Source organism: Streptomyces sp. NPDC037410 (assembly GCF_055602235.1).
Genome location: NZ_JBVJWR010000013.1, coordinates 177,123 through 196,453 on the forward strand (window position 1 = coordinate 177,123; position 19,331 = coordinate 196,453).

At 71.0% G+C, this 19,331-nt stretch carries 17 protein-coding genes and 2 pseudogenes; 12 read left to right on the forward strand and 7 right to left on the reverse strand.

Going from position 1 to position 19,331, the window contains the following annotated elements:
* Positions 1 to 92: 92 nt before the first annotated feature.
* The 5 genes from atpA to ACZ7HT_RS22795 all read left to right on the forward strand — a co-directional run bounded on the left by atpA (position 93) and on the right by ACZ7HT_RS22795 (position 5,149).
* A complete protein-coding gene (atpA, locus tag ACZ7HT_RS22775) occupies positions 93 to 1,688 on the forward strand; it encodes a F0F1 ATP synthase subunit alpha (protein WP_471168694.1) in 1,596 nt (531 codons plus the stop codon).
* 20 nt (positions 1,689 to 1,708) lie between these two features.
* A complete protein-coding gene (locus ACZ7HT_RS22780) occupies positions 1,709 to 2,626 on the forward strand; it encodes a F0F1 ATP synthase subunit gamma (RefSeq protein ID WP_471168697.1) in 918 nt (305 codons plus the stop codon).
* A complete protein-coding gene (gene atpD, locus ACZ7HT_RS22785; RefSeq protein ID WP_471168700.1) occupies positions 2,626 to 4,068 on the forward strand; it encodes a F0F1 ATP synthase subunit beta in 1,443 nt (480 codons plus the stop codon). Before ACZ7HT_RS22780 ends, atpD begins: the two co-directional genes overlap by 1 nt.
* A gap of 113 nt (positions 4,069 to 4,181) precedes the next feature.
* The gene (locus ACZ7HT_RS22790; RefSeq protein WP_471168703.1) at positions 4,182 to 4,556 is read left to right on the forward strand and encodes a F0F1 ATP synthase subunit epsilon; all 375 of its coding nucleotides are present in this window, start codon (positions 4,182 to 4,184) and stop codon (positions 4,554 to 4,556) included.
* 146 nt (positions 4,557 to 4,702) lie between these two features.
* Positions 4,703 to 5,149 (forward strand): DUF2550 domain-containing protein, encoded by a 447-nt coding sequence (locus tag ACZ7HT_RS22795; protein WP_116165310.1) that lies wholly within the window; start codon positions 4,703 to 4,705, stop codon positions 5,147 to 5,149.
* A gap of 53 nt (positions 5,150 to 5,202) precedes the next feature.
* Here the strand turns inward: ACZ7HT_RS22795 and ACZ7HT_RS22800 are convergent, their stop codons facing one another.
* From ACZ7HT_RS22800 to ACZ7HT_RS22810, 3 genes are all read right to left on the reverse strand, one after another.
* Positions 5,203 to 7,050, reverse strand: a complete 1,848-nt coding sequence (locus ACZ7HT_RS22800; RefSeq protein WP_471168706.1) for a glycosyl hydrolase family 18 protein — start codon at positions 7,048 to 7,050, stop codon at positions 5,203 to 5,205.
* A 123-nt stretch (positions 7,051 to 7,173) separates the two neighbouring features.
* On the reverse strand, positions 7,174 to 7,812 hold the full coding sequence (locus tag ACZ7HT_RS22805; protein ID WP_471168709.1) for a response regulator: 639 nt from the start codon (positions 7,810 to 7,812) through the stop codon (positions 7,174 to 7,176).
* On the reverse strand, positions 7,809 to 9,002 hold the full coding sequence (locus ACZ7HT_RS22810; protein WP_471168711.1) for a sensor histidine kinase: 1,194 nt from the start codon (positions 9,000 to 9,002) through the stop codon (positions 7,809 to 7,811). Before ACZ7HT_RS22810 ends, ACZ7HT_RS22805 begins: the two co-directional genes overlap by 4 nt.
* Before the next feature lie 137 nt (positions 9,003 to 9,139).
* Here ACZ7HT_RS22810 and ACZ7HT_RS22815 point away from each other — a divergent pair, with 137 nt between their 5' ends.
* Positions 9,140 to 9,760 carry a hypothetical protein gene (locus ACZ7HT_RS22815; RefSeq protein ID WP_471168714.1) on the forward strand — a complete coding sequence of 207 codons (621 nt, stop codon included), beginning with the start codon at positions 9,140 to 9,142 and terminating at the stop codon, positions 9,758 to 9,760.
* On the opposite strand, the gene ACZ7HT_RS22820 is transcribed toward ACZ7HT_RS22815, so the two are convergent.
* Positions 9,680 to 10,252 carry a cob(I)yrinic acid a,c-diamide adenosyltransferase gene (locus ACZ7HT_RS22820; protein ID WP_471168717.1) on the reverse strand — a complete coding sequence of 191 codons (573 nt, stop codon included), beginning with the start codon at positions 10,250 to 10,252 and terminating at the stop codon, positions 9,680 to 9,682. The two genes, ACZ7HT_RS22815 and ACZ7HT_RS22820, sit on opposite strands and share 81 nt — an antisense overlap.
* Before the next feature lie 13 nt (positions 10,253 to 10,265).
* Positions 10,266 to 10,408 (reverse strand): annotated as a pseudogene (locus ACZ7HT_RS22825) (ABC transporter permease); the annotation flags it as partial.
* 202 nt (positions 10,409 to 10,610) lie between these two features.
* Here ACZ7HT_RS22825 and ACZ7HT_RS22830 point away from each other — a divergent pair.
* The 5 genes and pseudogenes from ACZ7HT_RS22830 to ACZ7HT_RS22850 all read left to right on the forward strand — a co-directional run bounded on the left by ACZ7HT_RS22830 (position 10,611) and on the right by ACZ7HT_RS22850 (position 16,701).
* On the forward strand, positions 10,611 to 11,873 hold the full coding sequence (locus ACZ7HT_RS22830; RefSeq protein ID WP_471168837.1) for an RNA-guided endonuclease InsQ/TnpB family protein: 1,263 nt from the start codon (positions 10,611 to 10,613) through the stop codon (positions 11,871 to 11,873).
* Between the two features lie 38 nt (positions 11,874 to 11,911).
* Positions 11,912 to 12,400 (forward strand): annotated as a pseudogene (locus tag ACZ7HT_RS22835) (TetR/AcrR family transcriptional regulator); the annotation flags it as partial.
* A gap of 176 nt (positions 12,401 to 12,576) precedes the next feature.
* Positions 12,577 to 13,425, forward strand: a complete 849-nt coding sequence (locus tag ACZ7HT_RS22840) for a 3-hydroxyacyl-CoA dehydrogenase family protein (RefSeq protein WP_376589606.1) — start codon at positions 12,577 to 12,579, stop codon at positions 13,423 to 13,425.
* A gap of 127 nt (positions 13,426 to 13,552) precedes the next feature.
* Entirely contained in the window at positions 13,553 to 13,876 is a 324-nt protein-coding gene (locus ACZ7HT_RS22845) for an STAS domain-containing protein (protein ID WP_041131268.1), read from the forward strand.
* A 218-nt stretch (positions 13,877 to 14,094) separates the two neighbouring features.
* Positions 14,095 to 16,701: an ATP-binding protein gene (locus ACZ7HT_RS22850; RefSeq protein WP_471168722.1), complete on the forward strand. Its 2,607-nt coding sequence runs from the start codon at positions 14,095 to 14,097 to the stop codon at positions 16,699 to 16,701.
* 70 nt (positions 16,702 to 16,771) lie between these two features.
* Here ACZ7HT_RS22850 and nucS read toward each other — a convergent pair whose 3' ends face one another.
* Entirely contained in the window at positions 16,772 to 17,443 is a 672-nt protein-coding gene (nucS, locus tag ACZ7HT_RS22855) for an endonuclease NucS (protein WP_359513785.1), read from the reverse strand.
* Positions 17,444 to 17,681: 238 nt separating this feature from the next.
* On the opposite strand from nucS, the gene ACZ7HT_RS22860 reads away from it, so the two are divergent.
* The gene (locus ACZ7HT_RS22860; protein ID WP_017236120.1) at positions 17,682 to 18,074 is read left to right on the forward strand and encodes an SCO5389 family protein; all 393 of its coding nucleotides are present in this window, start codon (positions 17,682 to 17,684) and stop codon (positions 18,072 to 18,074) included.
* 198 nt (positions 18,075 to 18,272) lie between these two features.
* On the opposite strand, the gene ACZ7HT_RS22865 is transcribed toward ACZ7HT_RS22860, so the two are convergent.
* The gene (locus ACZ7HT_RS22865) at positions 18,273 to 19,307 is read right to left on the reverse strand and encodes an LLM class flavin-dependent oxidoreductase (protein WP_471168725.1); all 1,035 of its coding nucleotides are present in this window, start codon (positions 19,305 to 19,307) and stop codon (positions 18,273 to 18,275) included.
* Between the last annotated feature and the right edge of the window lie 24 nt (positions 19,308 to 19,331).

Here is a 19,331-nt window from a genome sequence, read left to right on the forward strand (position 1 = left end):
TGGGCCGTGCAGAGATTGCAGAAGATTCCTGGGGGTCGGCCCCCAGACCCCTTAAGAAACTTCGGGCCCAACAAGGAGAGCAGGGAACCCAGATGGCGGAGCTCACGATCCGGCCGGAGGAGATCCGGGACGCACTGGAGAACTTCGTCCAGTCGTACCAGCCGGACGCGGCCTCGCGCGAGGAGGTCGGCACGGTCAGCCTGGCCGGCGACGGCATTGCCAAGGTCGAGGGTCTTCCCTCGGCCATGGCGAACGAGCTGCTGAAGTTCGAGGACGGGACCCTCGGTCTCGCGCTGAACCTCGAAGAGCGCGAGATCGGTGCGATCGTCCTCGGCGAGTTCAGCGGCATCGAGGAGGGTCAGTCGGTGCAGCGCACCGGCGAGGTCCTCTCCGTCGGTGTCGGTGAGGGCTACCTGGGTCGCGTCGTCGACCCGCTCGGTAACCCGATCGACGGTCTCGGCGAGATCGCGACCGAGGGCCGCCGCGCCCTCGAGCTGCAGGCCCCGGGCGTTATGGCCCGTAAGTCGGTGCACGAGCCGATGGAGACCGGCTACAAGGCCGTCGACGCGATGACGCCGGTCGGCCGTGGTCAGCGTCAGCTGATCATCGGTGACCGTCAGACCGGCAAGACCGCTCTGTGTGTCGACACGATCATCAACCAGCGCGACAACTGGCGCTCGGGTGACGTGAACAAGCAGGTCCGCTGCATCTACGTCGCCGTCGGCCAGAAGGGCTCGACCATCGCGTCCGTTCGCGGCGCCCTGGAAGAGGCCGGTGCGCTCGAGTACACGACGATCGTCGCCGCCCCGGCGTCCGACCCGGCCGGCTTCAAGTACCTGGCGCCGTACACCGGTTCCGCCATCGGTCAGCACTGGATGTACCAGGGCAAGCACGTCCTGATCGTCTTCGACGACCTGTCGAAGCAGGCCGACGCCTACCGCGCCGTGTCGCTGCTGCTGCGCCGCCCGCCGGGCCGTGAGGCCTACCCGGGTGACGTCTTCTACCTGCACTCCCGTCTCCTCGAGCGCTGCGCGAAGCTCTCGGACGAGCTGGGCGCGGGCTCGATGACCGGTCTGCCGGTCGTCGAGACGAAGGCCAACGACGTCTCGGCGTTCATCCCGACCAACGTCATCTCCATCACCGACGGCCAGTGCTTCCTGGAGTCCGACCTGTTCAACGCCGGCCAGCGTCCGGCCCTGAACGTCGGTATCTCGGTCTCCCGTGTCGGTGGCTCCGCCCAGCACCCGGCCATGAAGCAGATCGCCGGCCGCCTCCGCGTGGACCTGGCCCAGTTCCGTGAGCTGGAGGCCTTCGCGGCCTTCGGTTCCGACCTGGACTCGGCCTCGAAGGCGCAGCTTGAGCGTGGTCAGCGCATGGTCGAGCTGCTCAAGCAGGCTCAGTACCAGCCGATGCCCACGGAGAACCAGGTCGTCTCGGTCTGGGCCGGCACCACGGGCAAGATGGACGACGTCCCGGTCGCCGACATCCGTCGCTTCGAGGCCGAGCTCCTGGCGTACCTCCGCCAGAACCACTCCGGTCTCATGACCTCCATCCGCGAGGGCAAGAAGATGTCGGACGACACCCTGACGGCCGTCGCCGACGCCATCGCCGAGTTCAAGCAGCAGTTCGAGACGTCTGACGGCAAGCTGCTGGGCGCGGACGCTCCCGCCGTCAACGTCTCGAAGTGACGACGGAAGGGACCTGACTCATGGGAGCGCAGCTCCGGGTCTACAAGCGTCGCATCAAATCCGTCACCGCGACGAAGAAGATCACCAAGGCGATGGAGATGATCGCCGCCTCGCGTGTCGTCAAGGCGCAGCGCAAGGTGCAGGCGTCGACTCCGTACGCGACCGAGCTCACGCGCGCGGTCACGGCGGTGGCCACGGGTGCGAACGACAAGCACCCGCTGACCACCGAGGCGGAGAACCCGAGCCGTGCCGCGGTCCTGCTCCTCTCGAGCGACCGCGGTCTGGCCGGTGCCTTCAACTCCAACGCCATCAAGGCGGCGGAGAAGCTCATCGCGAAGCTGGAGGGCGAGGGCCGCGCGGTCGACATCTATGTCGTCGGCCGCCGTGGTGTCGCGCACTTCAACTTCCGTGAGCGGAAGCTGAGCGACACGTGGACCGGCTTCACGGACGAGCCCACGTACGCGGACGCCAAGAAGGTCGCGGCACCGCTGATCGAGGCGATCGAGAAGGACACGGCCGAGGGTGGTGTGGACGAGCTCCACATCATCTACACCGAGTTCGTCTCGATGATGACCCAGACGGCGGTCGAGGCCCGGCTGCTGCCTCTCAGCCTCGACGAGGTGGCGAAGGAGGCCGGCGAGCCGGACACCCTCCGTCCGCTGTACGACTTCGAGCCGTCGGCGGAGGACGTCCTCGACGCCCTCCTGCCGCGCTACGTCGAGAGCCGGATCTACAACGCGCTGCTCCAGTCGGCTGCTTCCAAGCACGCCGCCACGCGCCGCGCGATGAAGTCGGCGACCGACAACGCGGGAGACTTGATCAACAACCTCTCCCGACTTGCCAACGCGGCCCGACAGGCCGAAATCACCCAGGAAATCAGCGAGATCGTCGGTGGCACCGCAGCCCTGGCCGACGCGACCGCGGGGAGTGACAAGTAATGACGACCTCTGTTGAGACGGCCGCCGCCACGGGCCGCGTCGCCCGGGTCATCGGCCCGGTCGTCGACGTGGAGTTCCCCGTCGACGCGATGCCGGAGATCTACAACGCCCTCCACGTCCAGGTCGCCGACCCGGCCGAGGACGGCGCGCTGAAGACGCTGACCCTCGAGGTCGCGCAGCACCTCGGTGACGGCATCGTCCGTACGATCTCGATGCAGCCCACCGACGGTCTGGTCCGCCAGGCCCCCGTGGTCGACACCGGCGACGGCATCACGGTGCCCGTCGGCGACGTCACCAAGGGCCGCGTGTTCAACACGCTGGGCCAGATCCTGAACGAGCCCGAGGCGGAGTCGGAGGTCGGCGAGCGCTGGTCCATCCACCGCAAGGCCCCGGCGTTCGCGGACCTCGAGTCGAAGACCGAGATGTTCGAGACCGGCCTGAAGGTCGTCGACCTTCTCACTCCGTACGTCAAGGGTGGAAAGATCGGTCTGTTCGGTGGTGCCGGTGTCGGCAAGACCGTTCTGATCCAGGAAATGATCATGCGTGTGGCGAAGCTGCACGAGGGTGTTTCCGTGTTCGCCGGTGTCGGTGAGCGCACGCGTGAGGGCAACGACCTCATCGCGGAGATGGAAGAGTCGGGCGTTCTGGACAAGACCGCGCTCGTCTTCGGCCAGATGGACGAGCCCCCGGGCACCCGTCTCCGTGTGGCCCTCGCCGGTCTGACCATGGCGGAGTACTTCCGCGATGTGCAGAAGCAGGACGTGCTGTTCTTCATCGACAACATCTTCCGCTTCACGCAGGCCGGTTCCGAGGTCTCGACCCTGCTCGGCCGTATGCCCTCCGCGGTGGGTTACCAGCCGAACCTGGCCGACGAGATGGGTCTCCTCCAGGAGCGCATCACCTCGACCCGTGGTCACTCGATCACCTCGATGCAGGCGATCTACGTCCCCGCCGACGACCTCACCGACCCGGCGCCGGCGACCACCTTCGCCCACCTCGACGCGACGACGGTTCTCTCCCGTCCGATCTCCGAGAAGGGCATCTACCCGGCCGTGGACCCGCTGGACTCCACGTCCCGGATCCTGGACCCGCGCTACATCGCGCAGGACCACTACGACGCCGCCACGCGCGTCAAGGGAATCCTGCAGAAGTACAAGGACCTCCAGGACATCATCGCGATCCTCGGTATCGACGAGCTGAGCGAGGAGGACAAGATCACTGTCCACCGCGCCCGGCGTGTCGAGCGCTTCCTGTCCCAGAACACCCACGCGGCGAAGCAGTTCACCGGCGTGGACGGTTCGGACGTTCCGCTCGACGAGTCGATCGCCGCGTTCAACGCGATCTGCGACGGTGAGTTCGACCACTTCCCGGAGCAGGCGTTCTTCATGTGCGGTGGCCTTGAGGACCTCAAGAACAACGCCAAGGAGCTCGGCGTCTCCTGAGCCTCGTGCTCGTCCGAGGGGGACGGGATCCCGTCCCGTCCCCCTCTCCACGCCCCCTAGAATTGACCCCAACACCCGGCACGACCGCCGGGTGGTGACCCGAGGAGCCACCCTTGGCTGCTGAGCTGCACGTCGAGCTGGTCGCCGCGGACCGGAGTGTCTGGTCCGGCGAGGCCACCCTGGTCATCGCGCGTACCACCTCCGGCGACATCGGCGTCATGCCCGGCCACCAGCCGCTGCTCGGTGTGCTGGAGTCGGGCCCGGTGACCATCCGTACGAGCGAGGGCGCGACCATCGTCGCCGCCGTCCACGGCGGATTCATCTCGTTCGCCGACGACAAGCTGTCTCTGCTCGCGGAGATCTGCGAGCTGGCTGACGAGATCGACGCCCAGCGCGCCGAGCGCGCGCTGGAGCGTGCGAAGACGGACTCCGACGCCGCCGCCGAGCGGCGCGCCGAGGTCCGGCTGCGCGCGGTAGCGGTCCGCTAGCGGTCCGCGCCGAGTAGGAGTGCCCTCAGCCGCGGCACGGTCCGGAATACTCCGGAGCGTGTCGCGGCTGAGGCGATGCAGATGCAGGTTGTATTCGGTTCTGCCGGCCGTGCCGGCTACGGGACGCAGCGAGGAGGTCGGTGAAGATGTTCCTCGCTCTGCTCGTGTGCGGCATCGTCGTCGCACTGGTGGTGATCGGGCTCTTCGTCTTCGGCTTGCGCCGGAGACTGATCCAGCGCGCCGGCGGCACCTTCGACTGCTCCCTGCGCTGGGACCTCCCCGACGAACCCGATCCGAACGGCAAGGGCTGGGTGTACGGCGTCGCCCGCTACAGCGGTGACGAGATCGCCTGGTTCCGTGTCTTCTCGTACTCGCCCCGCCCGCGCCGGATCCTGGAGCGTTCCTCCATCGTGGCGCTCGAGCGCCGGATGCCGGAGGGCGAGGAGGAGCTCGCGCTGCTCTCCGACTCCGTGATCCAGCCCTGTATGTACGAGGGCGTCCGCCTGGAGCTCGCGATGAGCGAGGACGCCCGGACGGGCTTCATGGCCTGGCTGGAGGCTGCGCCTCCAGGGCAGCGAGTGAATGTGGCCTGAGGCATGAAGAAGCGGGGACGGCGTGCTGCGCCGTCCCCGCTTCCTCGTCTCCGCTAGTTCAGGCCGGTGTTGATGGCGCCGACGAGCTCGCCGTTGCCGGTGTCACCGCTGAACTCCCAGAAGAACGCTCCGCCGAGGCCCTGGTTCTTGGCCCAGCTCATCTTCGAGTTCACGGTGGCGGGGGTGTCGTAGCTCCACCAGTTGGTGCCGCAGTGGGCGTACGCCGTGCCCGCGACGGTGCCGTTGGCCGGGCAGGAGTTCTTGAGGACCTTGTAGTCCTCGATGCCCTGCTCGTACGTGCCCTGCGCCGGGCCGGTCGCCGTGCCGCCGGGGGCGTCCTGGGTGACGCCGGTCCAGCCGCGGCCGTAGAAGCCGATGCCGAGCAGCAGCTTGTTGGCCGGGACGCCCTTCGCCTTGAACTTGGCGATCGCCTCGGCGGAGTTGAAGCCCTGCTGCGGGATGCCGGCGTACGAGGTGAGCGGGGAGTGCGGGGCCGTCGGGCCCTGCGCCGCCCAGGCGCCGAAGAAGTCGTACGTCATGACGTTGAACCAGTTCATGTACTGCGCGGCGCCCGCGTAGTCGGCGGCGTCGATCTTGCCGCCGGTGGAGGCGTCGGCGGTGACGGCCGCGGTGACCAGGTTGTTGGCGCCGAACTTGGCGCGCATGGCCTGCATCATGTTCTTGAAGGAGGCCGCGCCGCTGGTGTCGCAGGACAGACCGCAGGCGTTGGGGTACTCCCAGTCCAGGTCGATGCCGTCGAAGACGTCGGCCCAGCGCGGGTCCTCGACCAGGTCGTAGCAGGACTGGGCGAAGGCGGTCGGGTTCTGCACGGCCTGGCCGAAGCCGCCGGACCAGGTCCAGCCGCCGAAGGACCAGATCACCTTGATGTTCGGGTAGGCCTTCTTCAGCTTGCGGAGCTGGTTGAAGTTGCCGCGCAGCGGCTGGTCCCAGGTGTCGGCGACGCCGTCGACGGACTGGTCGGCGGTGTAGGCCTTGTCGTAGTCGGCGTAGGAGTCGCCGATGGTGCACTTGCCGTTCTGGACGTTGCCGAAGGCGTAGTTGATGTGCGTGATCTTCGACGCGGAGCCGGAGGTCACGATGTTCTTCACGTGGTAATTGCGCCCGTAGACGCCCCAGTTGGTGAAGTAGCCCATCTTCACGGCGTTCGGGAGCGGGGTGCCGCCGCCTCCGCCGGTGGTGTGGACGGCGACCGGGCCGGCGGCGGGGCCGGTCTGGTCGGTGGTGTCGCGGGCGACGACGGTGTACGAGTAGTCGGTGCCCGCGGTGAGGCCGCTGTCGGTGAAGGTGAGGCCGGTGGTGGTGGTCACCTTCGTGCCGTCGCGCAGGACGTCGTAGTTCTTGACGCCCTTGTCGTCGGTGGCCGCGGTCCAGGTGAGCTTGGCCGAGGTGTCGGTGATGTTCGAGGCGACCGGGGTGCCGGGGGCCGAGGGCGGGTTGTCGCCCGGCACGGTGGTGCCGTCGCAGGGAGCGCCGTTGATCTTGCAGCCGCTGGGCGCGCCGGGGCCTGCGCCGTTGTAGCCGAAGGAGACGGAGGCGCCGGGGGCGAGGGTGCCGTTCCAGCCGACGTTCTTGGCGGTCCAGTGGGTGCCGGAGCCGGTGACGGTGGCGTCCCAGGCGGAGGTGACGGAGGTGCCGGCGGGGTAGTCCCACTCGACGGTCCAGGAGGAGAGGGTCGTGGTGCCGGTGTTCTTCACCGTCCACTTGCCCTCGAAGCCGGTGCCCCAGTCCTGGGTCTTGGCGTAGGTCGCGGTGGCCGAGGCGGCGGCTTCGGCGGGGGAGGCGAGGCCGACCAGGGCGGCGAGAGGCAGGATCAGGGCGGTCAGTCCGGCGGCGGTCCGCTGTCTGAACCCTGTTCTGCGCGTCGGTGCTTGAGTGCTCAACGGTGCTCCTCAAGTTGCGGACGGACAAGGTGGGGGTGGTCCGTGAAGATGCGCGCGCCCCGCGAGCGTAGGAAGGTCTGGACCAATCGTCAAGAGGTCCAGACCAACGTCGGCAAAGAACTGCTAAATCCCCAACTCCTGTGCCAGTACGGCCGCTTGGACCCGGCTCCGCAGCTCCAGCTTTCCCAGGACCTTGCTCACATGCGTCTTCGCCGTCGCCTCCGCCATGTCCAGATGGACCGCGATCTCCGCGTTCGAAAGACCCAGGCCGAGCGCCGAGAGCACCTCCCGCTCCCGGGGCGTCAGCACGTCCAGTACGGCGGAGTCCGCCACCGGACGGCTCGGGGCGGCGAACTCCGCGATCAGCCGCCGCGTCACCGCCGGGGCGATCAGACCCTCGCCGCGCCCCACCGTCCGCACCGCCGTGATCAGGTCCTTCGCCTCTGTGGCCTTCAGCAGGAAGCCCGAGGCCCCGGCCCGCAGCGCCCCGAAGACGTACTCGTCCAGGTCGAAGGTCGTCAGGACGAGCACGTCGGCGAGACCCTCCGACACCACCAGGCGCGTCGCCGTCACCCCGTCCATCCGGGGCATCTGCACATCCATCAGGACCAGATCGGGACGCAGCTCGCGCGCCAGCTCCACCGCCCGCTCGCCGTCGGCCGCCTCGCCGACCACCTCGATGTCGGGCGCGCTCCCCAGGATCAGCACGAGCCCCGCCCGTACCGCGGACTGGTCCTCCGCGACCACCACCCGCACCGTCATGCCGTTCCCGCCCTCTCTTCGGCGGGCAGCACCGCCCGCACCTGCCAGACCGCCCCCGAGGCCGCCGCGCGGAACTCCCCGCCGAGCAGCTCCGTGCGCTCCCGCATGCCCACCAGTCCCTGACCCGAGCCGGGCGCGCGCGGCCCCGGACGCTCCCCGTACGGCGAGTCCACCGCCACCGTGAGCACCCCGCCGGACCGGCCGACCCGGACTCTGACCGTACCGGGGGCGGCGTGCTTGACCGCGTTGGTCAGCGACTCCTGCACGATCCGGTACGCGGCCAGCTCCACCGGCGCCGGCAGGGCACCGTCCGGCGGGCGGTTGTCCTCCAGGACGAAGTCCAGACCGTCGGCCGAGCCGTTCGTCCGGGCCCGCTCGACCAGCGTGTCGAGCGCGTCGAGGCTCGGCACGGCCCCCGGCTCCGTCTCCCCGCCGCTGTCCCGCAGCAGCCCGATGAGCCGCCGCATCTCGGCGAGGCCCGCCACGCTGTTCTCGCGGATGACCGTCAGCGCCTGCCGGGTGGTGGCCGGTTCGTCGAGGGACAGCGCGGCCGTGGAGTGGATCGCGATCGCCGAGAGGTGGTTCGCCACCATGTCGTGCAGCTCGCGCGCCATCCGGGCCCGCTCGGCCACCACCGCCTGCGCCCGGTCCATCTCGGCGAGCAGCGCGGTCTGTTCGGCCCGCAGCCTGGCCGCGTCCGCCGTCTCCCGGTGGTTGCGGACGATCGCGCCCGTGACCGCGGGGAGGAAGGAGATCATGCCGGTGAGCACCCCGATGAGCAGCGCGTACGCGTTCTGCCACCAGACCAGGAAGCCGATCGTCACCCCGACCGTGACGAGACCGGTGGTGTACGGGACGCGGCGGGCGTGCGCGGGCGACCCGTACACCACGGCCGCGTACACGACGTCCGTGAACATCAGGACGGTGGCCAGGCTCCCGTACGTGCACTGGTCCGCGACGACCGCGAGCGTGCCCGCGGTCAGCGCCGCGCGGGGCGCCGTCCGGCGCATCGCCTCGCACCCGGCCATCACCACGAGCGGCACCAGGACCACCCAGCGCTGGGTGAACCACCGGTCCACCTGGGTGTGCAGCCCGAACGACCACAGGATCAGCCCGCCGACGAGGCCGAAGGCGGCGATGGACAGATCGGTGCGGTGCGGGCGGGGGAGCGTCACGTACTCATCCAACATGCCGCACCGGGCCGGGAACTCGTCGCCCGGGCCGATCCGTCCCTCCGCCGAAGGATGTAGACGGACTTCGTCACCGGCGACGACGAACCGGGCCCGGGCCCACGGGACGCTGAAGGGGAACCGAAAGGGGAACCACCGTGATCGTCACGCTGATCGTGCTCTGCGAGGTCGGCTTCTGGGTCCTGCTGGCCGCCGGCCTCGCCATCCGCTATCTCCTGAAGATGCCCAGGACCGGTATGGCGCTGCTGCTCTGCGAGCCGGTCCTGGAGGTCGTGCTCCTCGTCGCCACCGCGATCGACCTCAAGAACGGTGCGGACCCGAGCTGGGAGCACGGCCTCGCCGCGCTGTACCTCGGCTACACCGCCGGCCACGGCCACCGCACCGTGAAGTGGCTCGACGGCCACGCCGCCCACCGCCTCGGCGGCGGCCCGCCGCCCCCGAAGCCCCCCAAGTACGGCATGGCCCGCGCCCGCCACGAGGGCCGCATCTGGCTGGGCACGCTCGTCGGCGGCGCCGTCGCCACGGCCCTGCTGCTCCTCGCGCGCTGGTACGTCGGCGACGACGGCGACACCGACAGCCTGCGGAGCTGGATGTTCGCCGCGTGGCGGGCCGTCGGCATCCACGGACTGATCGCGCTCAGCTACTTCGTCCGGCCGAAGAAGGACCCGGAAAGCGGGTCAGCGGTCGCCGCCCGGGACCCAGAGCACGTCCCCGACTTCCTTGTTCGCGGTGCGCGCAAGGATGAAGAGCAGGTCTGACAGCCGGTTGAGGTACGTGGCGGTCAGCGCGTTCATCGTCTCGCCGTGCACCTCCAGGGCCGCCCAGGTGGAGCGCTCCGCCCGCCGGACCACCGTGCACGCCTGGTGCAGCAGGGCCGCCCCGGGCGTGCCGCCCGGCAGGATGAAGGAGCGCAGCTTGTCGAGCCGCTCCAGGAAGTGGTCGCAGTCGGCCTCCAGCTTGTCGACGTACGACTGCTCGACGCGCAGCGGCGGGTGCTCGGGGTTCTCCACCACCGGCGTGCAGAGGTCGGCGCCCACGTCGAAGAGGTCGTTCTGGATCCGGACGAGGACCTTCACGACGTCCTCGTCGAGCTGCCCGAGGGCGATGGCCGTCCCGATGGCGGCGTTGGCCTCGTTGGCGTCGGCGTAGGCGGAGATCCGGAGATCCGTCTTGGCGGTCCGGCTCATGTCGCCGAGCGCCGTGGTGCCCTTGTCGCCGGTACGGGTGTAGATGCGCGTCAGATTGACCATGGTCCCAGCGTAGTTACGCCTGGGCCCCGCGGAACGTCCGTGTGCCGACCGTCACGGCGAGCGCCGTGAGCCCGGTCGCGGCGAGGCCGCCGTACAGCATGGTGGTGGTCGCTAGTGCCCGATGTGCGCGTCCCGTACCGCGTCCACCAGATAGCGGCGTACGAAAGCGGTTCGCTGCCGTTGGTCGCCACAGGCGGCGGGGTGCGCGTGGAGGACATGGGAGATCACTTCTGGTCGCGCTCTGTCAGTGAGGCCTAACCGTGTGGGTGTAACTGGGTCAGTATGCGTCGAATGAGAGCAAGTGCACTTATGGCGTCTGGCGGTGCTCTAGCTTCGAGGTGTGAGCGGACGTGTGACAATGAAGCGACAGTTCGGGCATCGTGCCCGTTTGGCGCTGACACCTGCACAGGTCCGGCTCCTGGACGACCAGGCGCACGCCGCCCGCACGATGTGGAACCTGCTGCACGATTGGTGGCAGATGCTGCCCAGACAGAAGCGTTCCCTGGCGGCGGCGGATGCCGCCATCCGGCAGGCCCGCAAGGAGATCGACTGGCTTGGGGTGCTCCCGGCGCAAGCCGCGCAGGCGGTGCTCAAGGCGTATTTCCGGGCGTGGAAGAACTACTGGGATGGCCGCGCGGAGGTGCCGCGCTTCAAGGCCCGCTTCCGCGCCGGGCTGTCGGTGGACATTCCGCAAGGGCGCGACCTGCACATTGTGCGTGTGCACCGCCGCTGGGGGATGGTCAACATTCCGAAGGTCGGCCGCGTTCGCCTTCGCTGGACCAAGGACCTGCCCGTGGGCAGGCGCACCGGTGCCGACGAGCGCGTCACCGGTGCACGGCTGGTCAAGGATGCACTCGGCTGGCACATAGCCTTCCGAGTCCAGACATTCGAGCCCGAGCCCGAGACACACGATGGCCCCGAGGTGGGGATCGACGTCGGCGTGACCGTGCCTCTCGCCCTCTCGGACGGGACCGCGTACGGCCACGGCGAATGGCTGACGGCGAAGGAGAAGACCACACTGGTCGGCCTGGAGCAACGGGCCGCCCACCGCAAGACCTGCCGCAGACGCGGAGAGAAGACGTCCCGCCGATTACAGCGTACGTACGACCGGATTCAGGGGCTTCGCGCGAGAGCCAAGCGCAGGCACTTGGACTGGCAGCATCAAACCACCACGGCCATTGCCCGGACATACGGCACCGTGGTGGTGGAGGCATTGCAGATCACGAACATGGTCAAGAGCGCCAGGGGAACGGCGGACCGGCCAGGCCGGAATGTCGCCCAGAAGTCCGGCCTGAACCGCGCCATCGCTCAGGAGGCGTGGGGTCGCACAGTCGAACTCCTGGCGTATAAGACCACCCGCGAGGGCGGCAGCCTGCACAAGGTCCCCGCGCCCGGAACCTCCCAGCGGTGCTCAGCCTGCGGGCACACGACCCCTGGTAGCCGGGAGTCCCAGGCCGTGTTCGTCTGTAAAAACCCCGACTGCGGCTGGACCGGCAACGCCGACCACAACGCAGGTCGGAACATCCTGCACCTCTACCGGATGGGCCTCGCGCTCCTCCCGGCTGCCGGGAGGGCAGTCGTCAGGCGTGCTCGTCGCGTCAAGCCCGCCACCGCACGGTAGGCAGGAATCTGCCGGTTCGCACCGGGAGAGCGCTCCAAAACTACTTTCCGGCCAGGGAGGACCTCTTCCTCGACCGGATGGAGGGCATCGCCCACCGGCTCGCCCGGATGATCCGCGGCCGCGACGCGGGGGAGTCCGCCGCGCAGGCCGTGCTCCGCGAGATCCGCGGCCATGTCACCGCCGTCTCGCCCGCCTACGGGCTGATGGACGGGTACGCCGACTTCATGCGGGTGATCGACGAGGCCCCCACCCTCCAGGCCCGGCTCATGGCCCTCCAGCAGGAGGTCCGCCGGACCACCGTCGCCGCCCTGCGCGAGGAGGTGGGCGCCGGGCCCGACGACCCGCTGCCGCTGCTCGTCGGCGGCCAGATCGCCTGGATCGAGTCCACCGTCGTCGGCTACATCGCCGGCGAGATGACCGCCGGACGCAAGGCGACCGCCGTCTCCCGCGAGGCCCTCGTCCTCCTCGACGAGATCGAGGAGCTGCTGAGCGAGAAGGTCCTGACGTACGCGGTACGCGAGGACTAGTGCCTGTCCGGCGGCCCCGGCCTTCATCCGCCGGACAGCGCCTGAGGAGTGTCGTGAGTGTGACGTCCGTCAAAGAGGGCGTGACGCGCATTACTTCGCGGTCACATGGGGCCCCGCGACCGCTAATCTCCGCCGGAGAGCCAGAAGTGAACAGGCGTTAAAAGGGGTGGAAGATCGTGGCCAGGAAGCTCGCCGTCATCGGGGCCGGACTCATGGGATCCGGCATCGCGCAGGTCTCCGCACAGGCGGGCTGGGACGTCGTCCTGCGTGACGTCACCGACGCCGCCCTGACCCGCGGCACCGACGGCATCAAGGCGTCGTACGACAAGTTCGTCGCCAAGGGCAAGCTCACCGCCGAGGACGCCGAGGCCGCGCTCGGGCGCATCACCGCCACCACCGAGCTCGACGCCGTCGCCGACGCCGACATCGTCGTCGAGGCCGTCTTCGAGAACCTCGACGTCAAGCACGAGATCTTCCGCTCGCTCGACAAGATCGTCAAGGACGGCGCCGTCCTCGCCTCCAACACCTCCGCGATCCCGATCACCAAGATCGCCGCGGTGACCGAGCGCCCCGAGGCCGTCGTCGGCGTCCACTTCTTCTCACCCGTGCCGATGATGCAGCTCGTCGAGCTGGTCCGCGGCTACAAGACGAGCGACGAGACCCTCGCCACCGCCCGCGCCTTCGCCGAGTCCGTCGGCAAGACCTGCATCGTCGTCAACCGCGACGTCGCCGGCTTCGTCACCACCCGCCTCATCTCGGCCCTCGTCGTCGAGGCCGCCAAGCTCCACGAGTCGGGCGTCGCCACCGCCGAGGACATCGACATCGCCTGCAAGCTCGGCTTCGGCCACGCCATGGGCCCGCTCGCCACCGCCGACCTCACCGGCATCGACATCCTGGTGAACGCCGCCAACAACATCTACACCGAGTCCCAGGACGAGAAGTTCGCGCCGCCGGAGCTGATGCGCCGGATGGTGGACGCGGGTGACATCGGCCGCAAGAGCGGGCAGGGCTTCTACAAGTACTGATCCCGGCCCGCCACCCCGCCCTCACTCCGTGGGGTGAATTTCGGTATCGGTTCGCTGACAAGGCGCAACGTATCTGCCGGTGCGGCAGTCAGTTGTTGCGAAGACGGAGCACTCTCGGGGAGCGCATATGCACATCAGGGGCGACCACGTCGAGCTGGTCGTCGGGGGCCGCCTCGACGTCCGCAGCGCGGCGGACGCCCGCACGGTCCTGCACACGGCCGTCGACGACGGAGTCGGCGACCTCGTGCTCGACCTGACCGGCCTCGACTCCTGGGACGCGACCGGACTCGGCGTCATCATGGGCGCCCACCGGAGGGCCGGCCGCTGCGGCCGCCGCCTCGTCCTGCGCGGGGTGCCGCCCCAGATGCAGCGGCTCCTCGTCGCCACCAGGCTCCACCGCATCCTCGCCATCGAGGGCGGCCTCGCCCTGGAGTCCCTGCCCCGCGTGTGACCTCCCCGAGGCCCCGCCGTGTGTGAAGCCGCTGTGTGAACCAGGCGTCACGCTCAATCCTCACAAGACCGTGACGTCTTGGTCTCGGGGGCACCCCGACTGTTCCCGAGCGCCTGACCACGGTCTAGGGTTCGGTCGCCCGCACCTTGACGGACCCGCCCGCACACCGGACGGACCCACCGGCGGGCACCGGACACCGCTGCTTGGGAGCTTGGACCATGGACCCGATCAACCCTGGGTCGGAGGAGTACGGTCACGACACCGAGGGCGAAGACGCCCGCCAGGGCCGCGGCGCGCCCACGCCGGCACCCGCCCAGACGCCCGCGCGCGCCCGCGTCGTCCGGCTCGTCTCCGGCGAACTGCTCCTCACCGTCAACCCCGTCGACGGCAGCGAGATCGAACCCTGCCCGCCCGGGCGGGAACCGGCCGCCCCCCGCCCCCGCACCGCCGAGGAGCGCGCCGAGGCCGCCCGCGCCGCCGCCCCGCCCCTCCCGCCGGGCCCCGCCGCCCCCGAGCTGCCCCTCCTCGAACGCCAGGAGGAGCGCGAGCGGCTCACCGGCATCCTCCGCCAGGGCCGCTCCGCCCGCCTCACCGGCGCCCCCGGCTCCGGCCGCACCGCCCTCCTCGACGCCGTCGCCGCCGACTGCGCCGGCCTCGCGCCCGACGGAGTCGTCCGCCTCTCCGGCCACCACCGCACGCCCACGGAACTCCTCCACGAGCTCTTCACGGCCGTCCGGTACGCCCCCGACCAGCGCCCCGACCGGGCCGCCCTCCTCGACCGGCTCCGCGACGTCGGCGCCGTCGTCGTCGTCGACGACCTGGAGTTCGGCGGCGCCGCCCTCGACGAGCTCCTCGCCGCCGCCCCTGAGTGCGCCTTCCTCCTCGCCGCGGGCCCCGACACCCCCGCCCCCTCCGCCGACGCCCACGTCGAGGGGATCCCCCTCGCCGGCCTCGGCCGCGCCGCCGCCCTGGAGCTCCTGGAGAGCGCCGTCGGCCGCCCCCTCACCGAGGAGGAGGCGAACTGGGCCGGCGACCTGTGGTTCGAGTCCGAAGGGCTCCCGCTCCGCTTCGTCCAGGCCGGCGCCCTGCTCCGGCAGCGCGACAGGCTGCGCGTCACCCCCGCCGAGTTCGACGCCTTCGGCGCCCTCGAAGAGGCCTTCGGACCCGCCGACCCCGCCGCCGCGGCGGCCAACGCGGCCGCCGCCTTCGACGGCGCCGACGACCCCGACGTCGAACTGCGCGAGATACCGCTGCCCAGCCTCGGCGAGGGCGCCGCCCCCGCCGCGCTCCTCGCCTCCCGCCTCAGCCGCTCCGCCCAGGCCGCCCTGCGCTTCGCCGTCGCCCTCGGCGGCGAGGTCCCGCACCACGCCCACCTCCCGGCCCTCGTCGGCGACACCCACGCCGACGCCGCCCTCGGCGAACTCATGGCCTGCGGACTGCTCTCCCCGGCCGGCCCCCGCTACCGGCTCGCCGCCGGAGTCCTCACCCAGCTCCTCGCCCACGGCTACGAGCACGAGGCCGCCGACCGTGCCCACACCATCGCCCAGCACTACGCCTGGTGGACCGCCCACCCCTCCGTCACCCCCGAACGGGCCGCCGCCGAGGCCGACGCCCTGCTCGCCGCCCTCACCGCGCTGATCCCCGGCACCGGAGAGCCCGCCGCCGAACACCGGGCCACCGCCGTCCTCCTCGCCCGCGCCGCCGCTCCCGCCTTCGCCGCCGGACTCCACTGGGGCGCCTGGGAACGCGCCCTGCGCGCCGGACAGGAAGCCGCCCGCCTCACCGGCGACGTCGCCGAAGAGGCCTACTTCCACCACGAGCTCGGCGTCCTCGCGGTCTGCGCCGGGAACCTGGAGCGCGCCCGCGCCGAGCTGGAGGCCTCCATCGGCATGCGCGGCGTCCTCGCCGACAAGCGGGGCACCGTCGCCGGCCGCCGGGCGCTCGCCCTCGTCGCCGACCTCTCCGGCGACCACGCGGCCCCCGCCGCTTCCGCCGCTTCCGCCGTGGAGCCCGTCTCCCCGCCGCGCGGCACCCCCGCCCTGCGCGGCCCCGCCGCCCGGCCCGCCCTCACGAAGCCGGAGCCCGCCACCGCCCCGCTGCCGGGCGGAGCCCTCCGTACCCCGGCGACGGCCCCCGTCCCGGCGTTCCCCGACTTCGCCGACGAGGCCCCGACGGTCCTCACCCCCGCCGACACCGGCGGCAGCCGCTCCGGCCTCAGGGGCGGCATCCTCAGCGGCGCCCGCCGCAACCTCGTCGCCGTCGGCGCGGGCGGACTCCTCGTCGCCGTCCTCGGCACCGTCGTGACCCTCGGCCTCACCTCGGGCAGCGGCGAGACCCCCGCCACCGACCACGTCACCTCCGACAGCACCGCGAGCGAGAGCGGCACCGACGACGGCCTCGAAGGCGACGAGCCGCCGGCCGACGGCGAGAGCGCCCCGGCCGAGACGGGGGAGGCGACCCGCTCGGACTCCCCGAGCCCCTCGGACTCCGGCAGCGCGTCGCCGTCCGCCTCGACGGCCCCGTCCGCCTCGGGCTCGCCGTCGGCCTCGGACAGCCCGTCGGCGCCGACGTCCCCCTCGACGACCGCGGCGCCGACGAGCCCGAGCGCGACCACGAGGCCGCCGCGCCCCACGGCGACGAGCCCCAAGCCGCCGAAGCCGCCGACCACGCCGCCGCCGACGACCACCAGCCCGCCGCCGACGACCGAGACGCCCACGACGCCCCCGCCGACGACCACGGCTCCTCCCGCGGGCGGCGAGACCACCACCACCCTCGGTGCCCCCTCCGCCTCCGGGACGTCCACCGCCTCGTCGACGCCCGCCTGACCCCGCACGGGAAAGACGACGGCCCCGGGCGCGCTCAGCGCACCCGGGGCCGTCCCACGGAAGACCGGCCTCAGAACAGCCGCAGCTTGTCGTCCTCGATGCCGCGCAGTGCGTCGTAGTCGAGGACCACGCAGCCGATCCCGCGGTCCGTCGCGAGGACCCGGGCCTGCGGCTTGATCTCCTGGGCCGCGAAGACGCCCTTCACCGGCGCCAGGTGCGGGTCGCGGTTGAGGAGCTCCAGGTAGCGGGTCAGCTGCTCGACGCCGTCGATCTCGCCGCGCCGCTTGATCTCCACCGCGACCGTCCCGCCGTCGGCGTCCCGGCACAGGATGTCCACGGGGCCGATCGCCGTCGGGTACTCGCGGCGGATCAGCGTGTAGCCCTCGCCGAGGGTCTCGATGCGGTCGGCGAGCAGCTCCTGCAGGTGCGCCTCGACGCCGTCCTTGATGAGGCCCGGGTCGACGCCCAGCTCGTGCGAGGAGTCGTGGAGGATCTCCTCCATCGTGATGATCAGTTTCTCGCCCGCTTTGTTGATCACGGTCCAGACGCCCGCCTCACCGTCGACACCCTCCTTCAGGGTGCACGGCGGGGACATCCAGTTGAGCGGTTTGTACGCCCGGTCGTCCGCGTGGATCGAGACGCTGCCGTCTGCCTTGACCAGGATCAGACGGGGGGCGGAGGGCAGGTGGGCCGTGAGCCGGCCCGCGTAGTCCACGGAGCAACGGGCAATGACGAGACGCATGGTCGGCAACGCTACAAGACTGGCGCTCTTCCGCGCGATTCGGGCATCCGCCAAGCACGGTCCTGAGCCGAACACCCGTCGGTTATCAGCCGGTTGTGTGCCCATTCTTCTGGTGCGGCCCGGACTGCGCGCTTACCGTGGAAGCTGGAGGTCGTCGTGCGTGCACGCTGCGTGGCGTTCGGCCGGCCTTCGTCCCTGGCCGCAAGACCCCGTCCGCGGGGTCGCGAGAGGAGAACCCATGTCGCTCGACGTCTCACCGGCACTGTTGGAACAGGCCGAGCGAGGCGAGGTCGACGAAGCCGACTTCGTCGACTGCGTCCGGACCTCCCTGCCCTACGCATGGGAGATGATCAGTTCTCTGGTGGCACAGCTGAAGGTCGACGGCGGAGAGTTCGCCGACAACCAGACGCCGCCGCCGAATGAGCAGGCACGTGGTCAGCTGCTGCGCGCGCTCGCGAGCGACGCCATTCGTGGTGCGCTGCAGCGGCACTTCGGGGTGCGTCTCGCCTTCCAGAACTGCCACCGCGTGGCGGTCTTCCCGCTCGACCCGGCGGTGGACGAGCGGCTCGCCCGTTTCACGTCCGTACGGGGACAGCTGCTGAACCAGTCGCCGGAACTGCGCGACTGCTGAGACATGGTGCTGCCGCTCCGCGCCGAGGGAGAACGCGGCCGATGCGAGCCGACGCGCATCGCGGCCGGCAGGCGCGGGCGCGGCAGCACGGTCCCGGAGCCGGTGACGCCTTTCACACCGGCGTCCACCAGGAGCGGCAAGACCTCCGCTCACACCAGCGTCACACCAGGAGCGGCAGGACCTCCGCTCACACCGGTGTCACACCAGGAGCGGCAGGACCTCCGCGCCGAGCCGCCGGACGTTCTCCTCGGTCGCCGCGAGGTCGCCCGTGCCCTCCGCGAGCAGGGCGAAGCGCGTGATGCCCGTACGCTCCGCGGTCGCCGCGAGCCGGTCCGCCGCGCGCCGGGGCGTGCCCACCGGGTGCAGCCCGCACAGCAGCTCCGTGTACGCCACGGGGTCCCGCATCGCCCGGTGCCGGCCGTCCACGGTCACATGCGCGTCGAGGCCCTGCCTCAGCCAGCCCGGCATCGCCTTGACCAGTGCCTCCGCCGCGTCCGCGCCCCGGTCCGCGAGCTGGGCCACGCCCGCCGAGACATGGCCGGCGCCGATCCGCGCGATCTCGTCCGGGTCGCGCCCGGCCTCCCGTGCGCAGCGCGCCCAGGCCGCGACCATCTCGGCCTTGTCCTCGTCGCCGCAGTGCATGCCGAGCAGCATCGGCAGCCCGCGCTCCGCCGCGAGCCGCACGCTCTTCGGCGAGGTGCAGGCCACCACCACCTCGGGGGAGGCCTCGCCGCCGATCAGCTCGTCGGGCCGGGGCACCACGGGCACCTCGCGGAAGGAGAACCGCTCCCCGTCGGCGCCGACGCGCGGCTCGGTGAGCCAGCGGAGCAGCAGGTCGAGCGATTCGGGGAAGCCCTTCTCGTACGCCGTGAGACCCGCGCCGAAGACCTCCAGGTCCACCCAGGGCCCGCCGCGGCCCACGCCGAGGGTGAACCGGCCGCCGGAGGTGAGGTGCAGCAGTGCCGCCTGCTCGCCCAGGGCGACCGGGTGGACGGACGGCAGCACGCTCACCGCCGTGCCGACCCGGAGCCGCCGGGTGCGGCCGAGGAGCAGGGCGGCCAGTGTCACGGCCGAGGGGCAGACCCCGTACGGCACGAAGTGGTGCTCGGCCAGCCAGACGGAGTCGAGCCCCGCCTCCTCCGCCACCTCGGCGGTCCGCACCGCCCGGTGCAGTGGCTCCCCCTGGCCCTGGCCCGGGAACTGGGCTGCCAGAACGAACGTACCCACGCGCATCGCCTTCTGCCTCCTTGCGGCCGA

What these genes read in the sequence shown, in the direction of transcription:
- atpA (WP_471168694.1), top strand. Translation starts at nt 93, where the DNA reads ATGGCGGAGCTCACGATCCGGCCGGAGGAGATCCGGGACGCACTGGAG.
- ACZ7HT_RS22780 (WP_471168697.1), top strand. Translation starts at nt 1,709, where the DNA reads ATGGGAGCGCAGCTCCGGGTCTACAAGCGTCGCATCAAATCCGTCACC.
- atpD (WP_471168700.1), top strand. Translation starts at nt 2,626, where the DNA reads ATGACGACCTCTGTTGAGACGGCCGCCGCCACGGGCCGCGTCGCCCGG.
- ACZ7HT_RS22795 (WP_116165310.1), top strand. Translation starts at nt 4,703, where the DNA reads ATGTTCCTCGCTCTGCTCGTGTGCGGCATCGTCGTCGCACTGGTGGTG.
- ACZ7HT_RS22805 (WP_471168709.1), bottom strand. Translation starts at nt 7,812, where the DNA reads ATGACGGTGCGGGTGGTGGTCGCGGAGGACCAGTCCGCGGTACGGGCG.
- ACZ7HT_RS22810 (WP_471168711.1), bottom strand. Translation starts at nt 9,002, where the DNA reads ATGTTGGATGAGTACGTGACGCTCCCCCGCCCGCACCGCACCGATCTG.
- ACZ7HT_RS22820 (WP_471168717.1), bottom strand. Translation starts at nt 10,252, where the DNA reads ATGGTCAATCTGACGCGCATCTACACCCGTACCGGCGACAAGGGCACC.
- ACZ7HT_RS22830 (WP_471168837.1), top strand. Translation starts at nt 10,611, where the DNA reads ATGAAGCGACAGTTCGGGCATCGTGCCCGTTTGGCGCTGACACCTGCA.
- ACZ7HT_RS22845 (WP_041131268.1), top strand. Translation starts at nt 13,553, where the DNA reads ATGCACATCAGGGGCGACCACGTCGAGCTGGTCGTCGGGGGCCGCCTC.
- ACZ7HT_RS22850 (WP_471168722.1), top strand. Translation starts at nt 14,095, where the DNA reads ATGGACCCGATCAACCCTGGGTCGGAGGAGTACGGTCACGACACCGAG.
- nucS (WP_359513785.1), bottom strand. Translation starts at nt 17,443, where the DNA reads ATGCGTCTCGTCATTGCCCGTTGCTCCGTGGACTACGCGGGCCGGCTC.
- ACZ7HT_RS22860 (WP_017236120.1), top strand. Translation starts at nt 17,682, where the DNA reads ATGTCGCTCGACGTCTCACCGGCACTGTTGGAACAGGCCGAGCGAGGC.
- ACZ7HT_RS22865 (WP_471168725.1), bottom strand. Translation starts at nt 19,307, where the DNA reads ATGCGCGTGGGTACGTTCGTTCTGGCAGCCCAGTTCCCGGGCCAGGGC.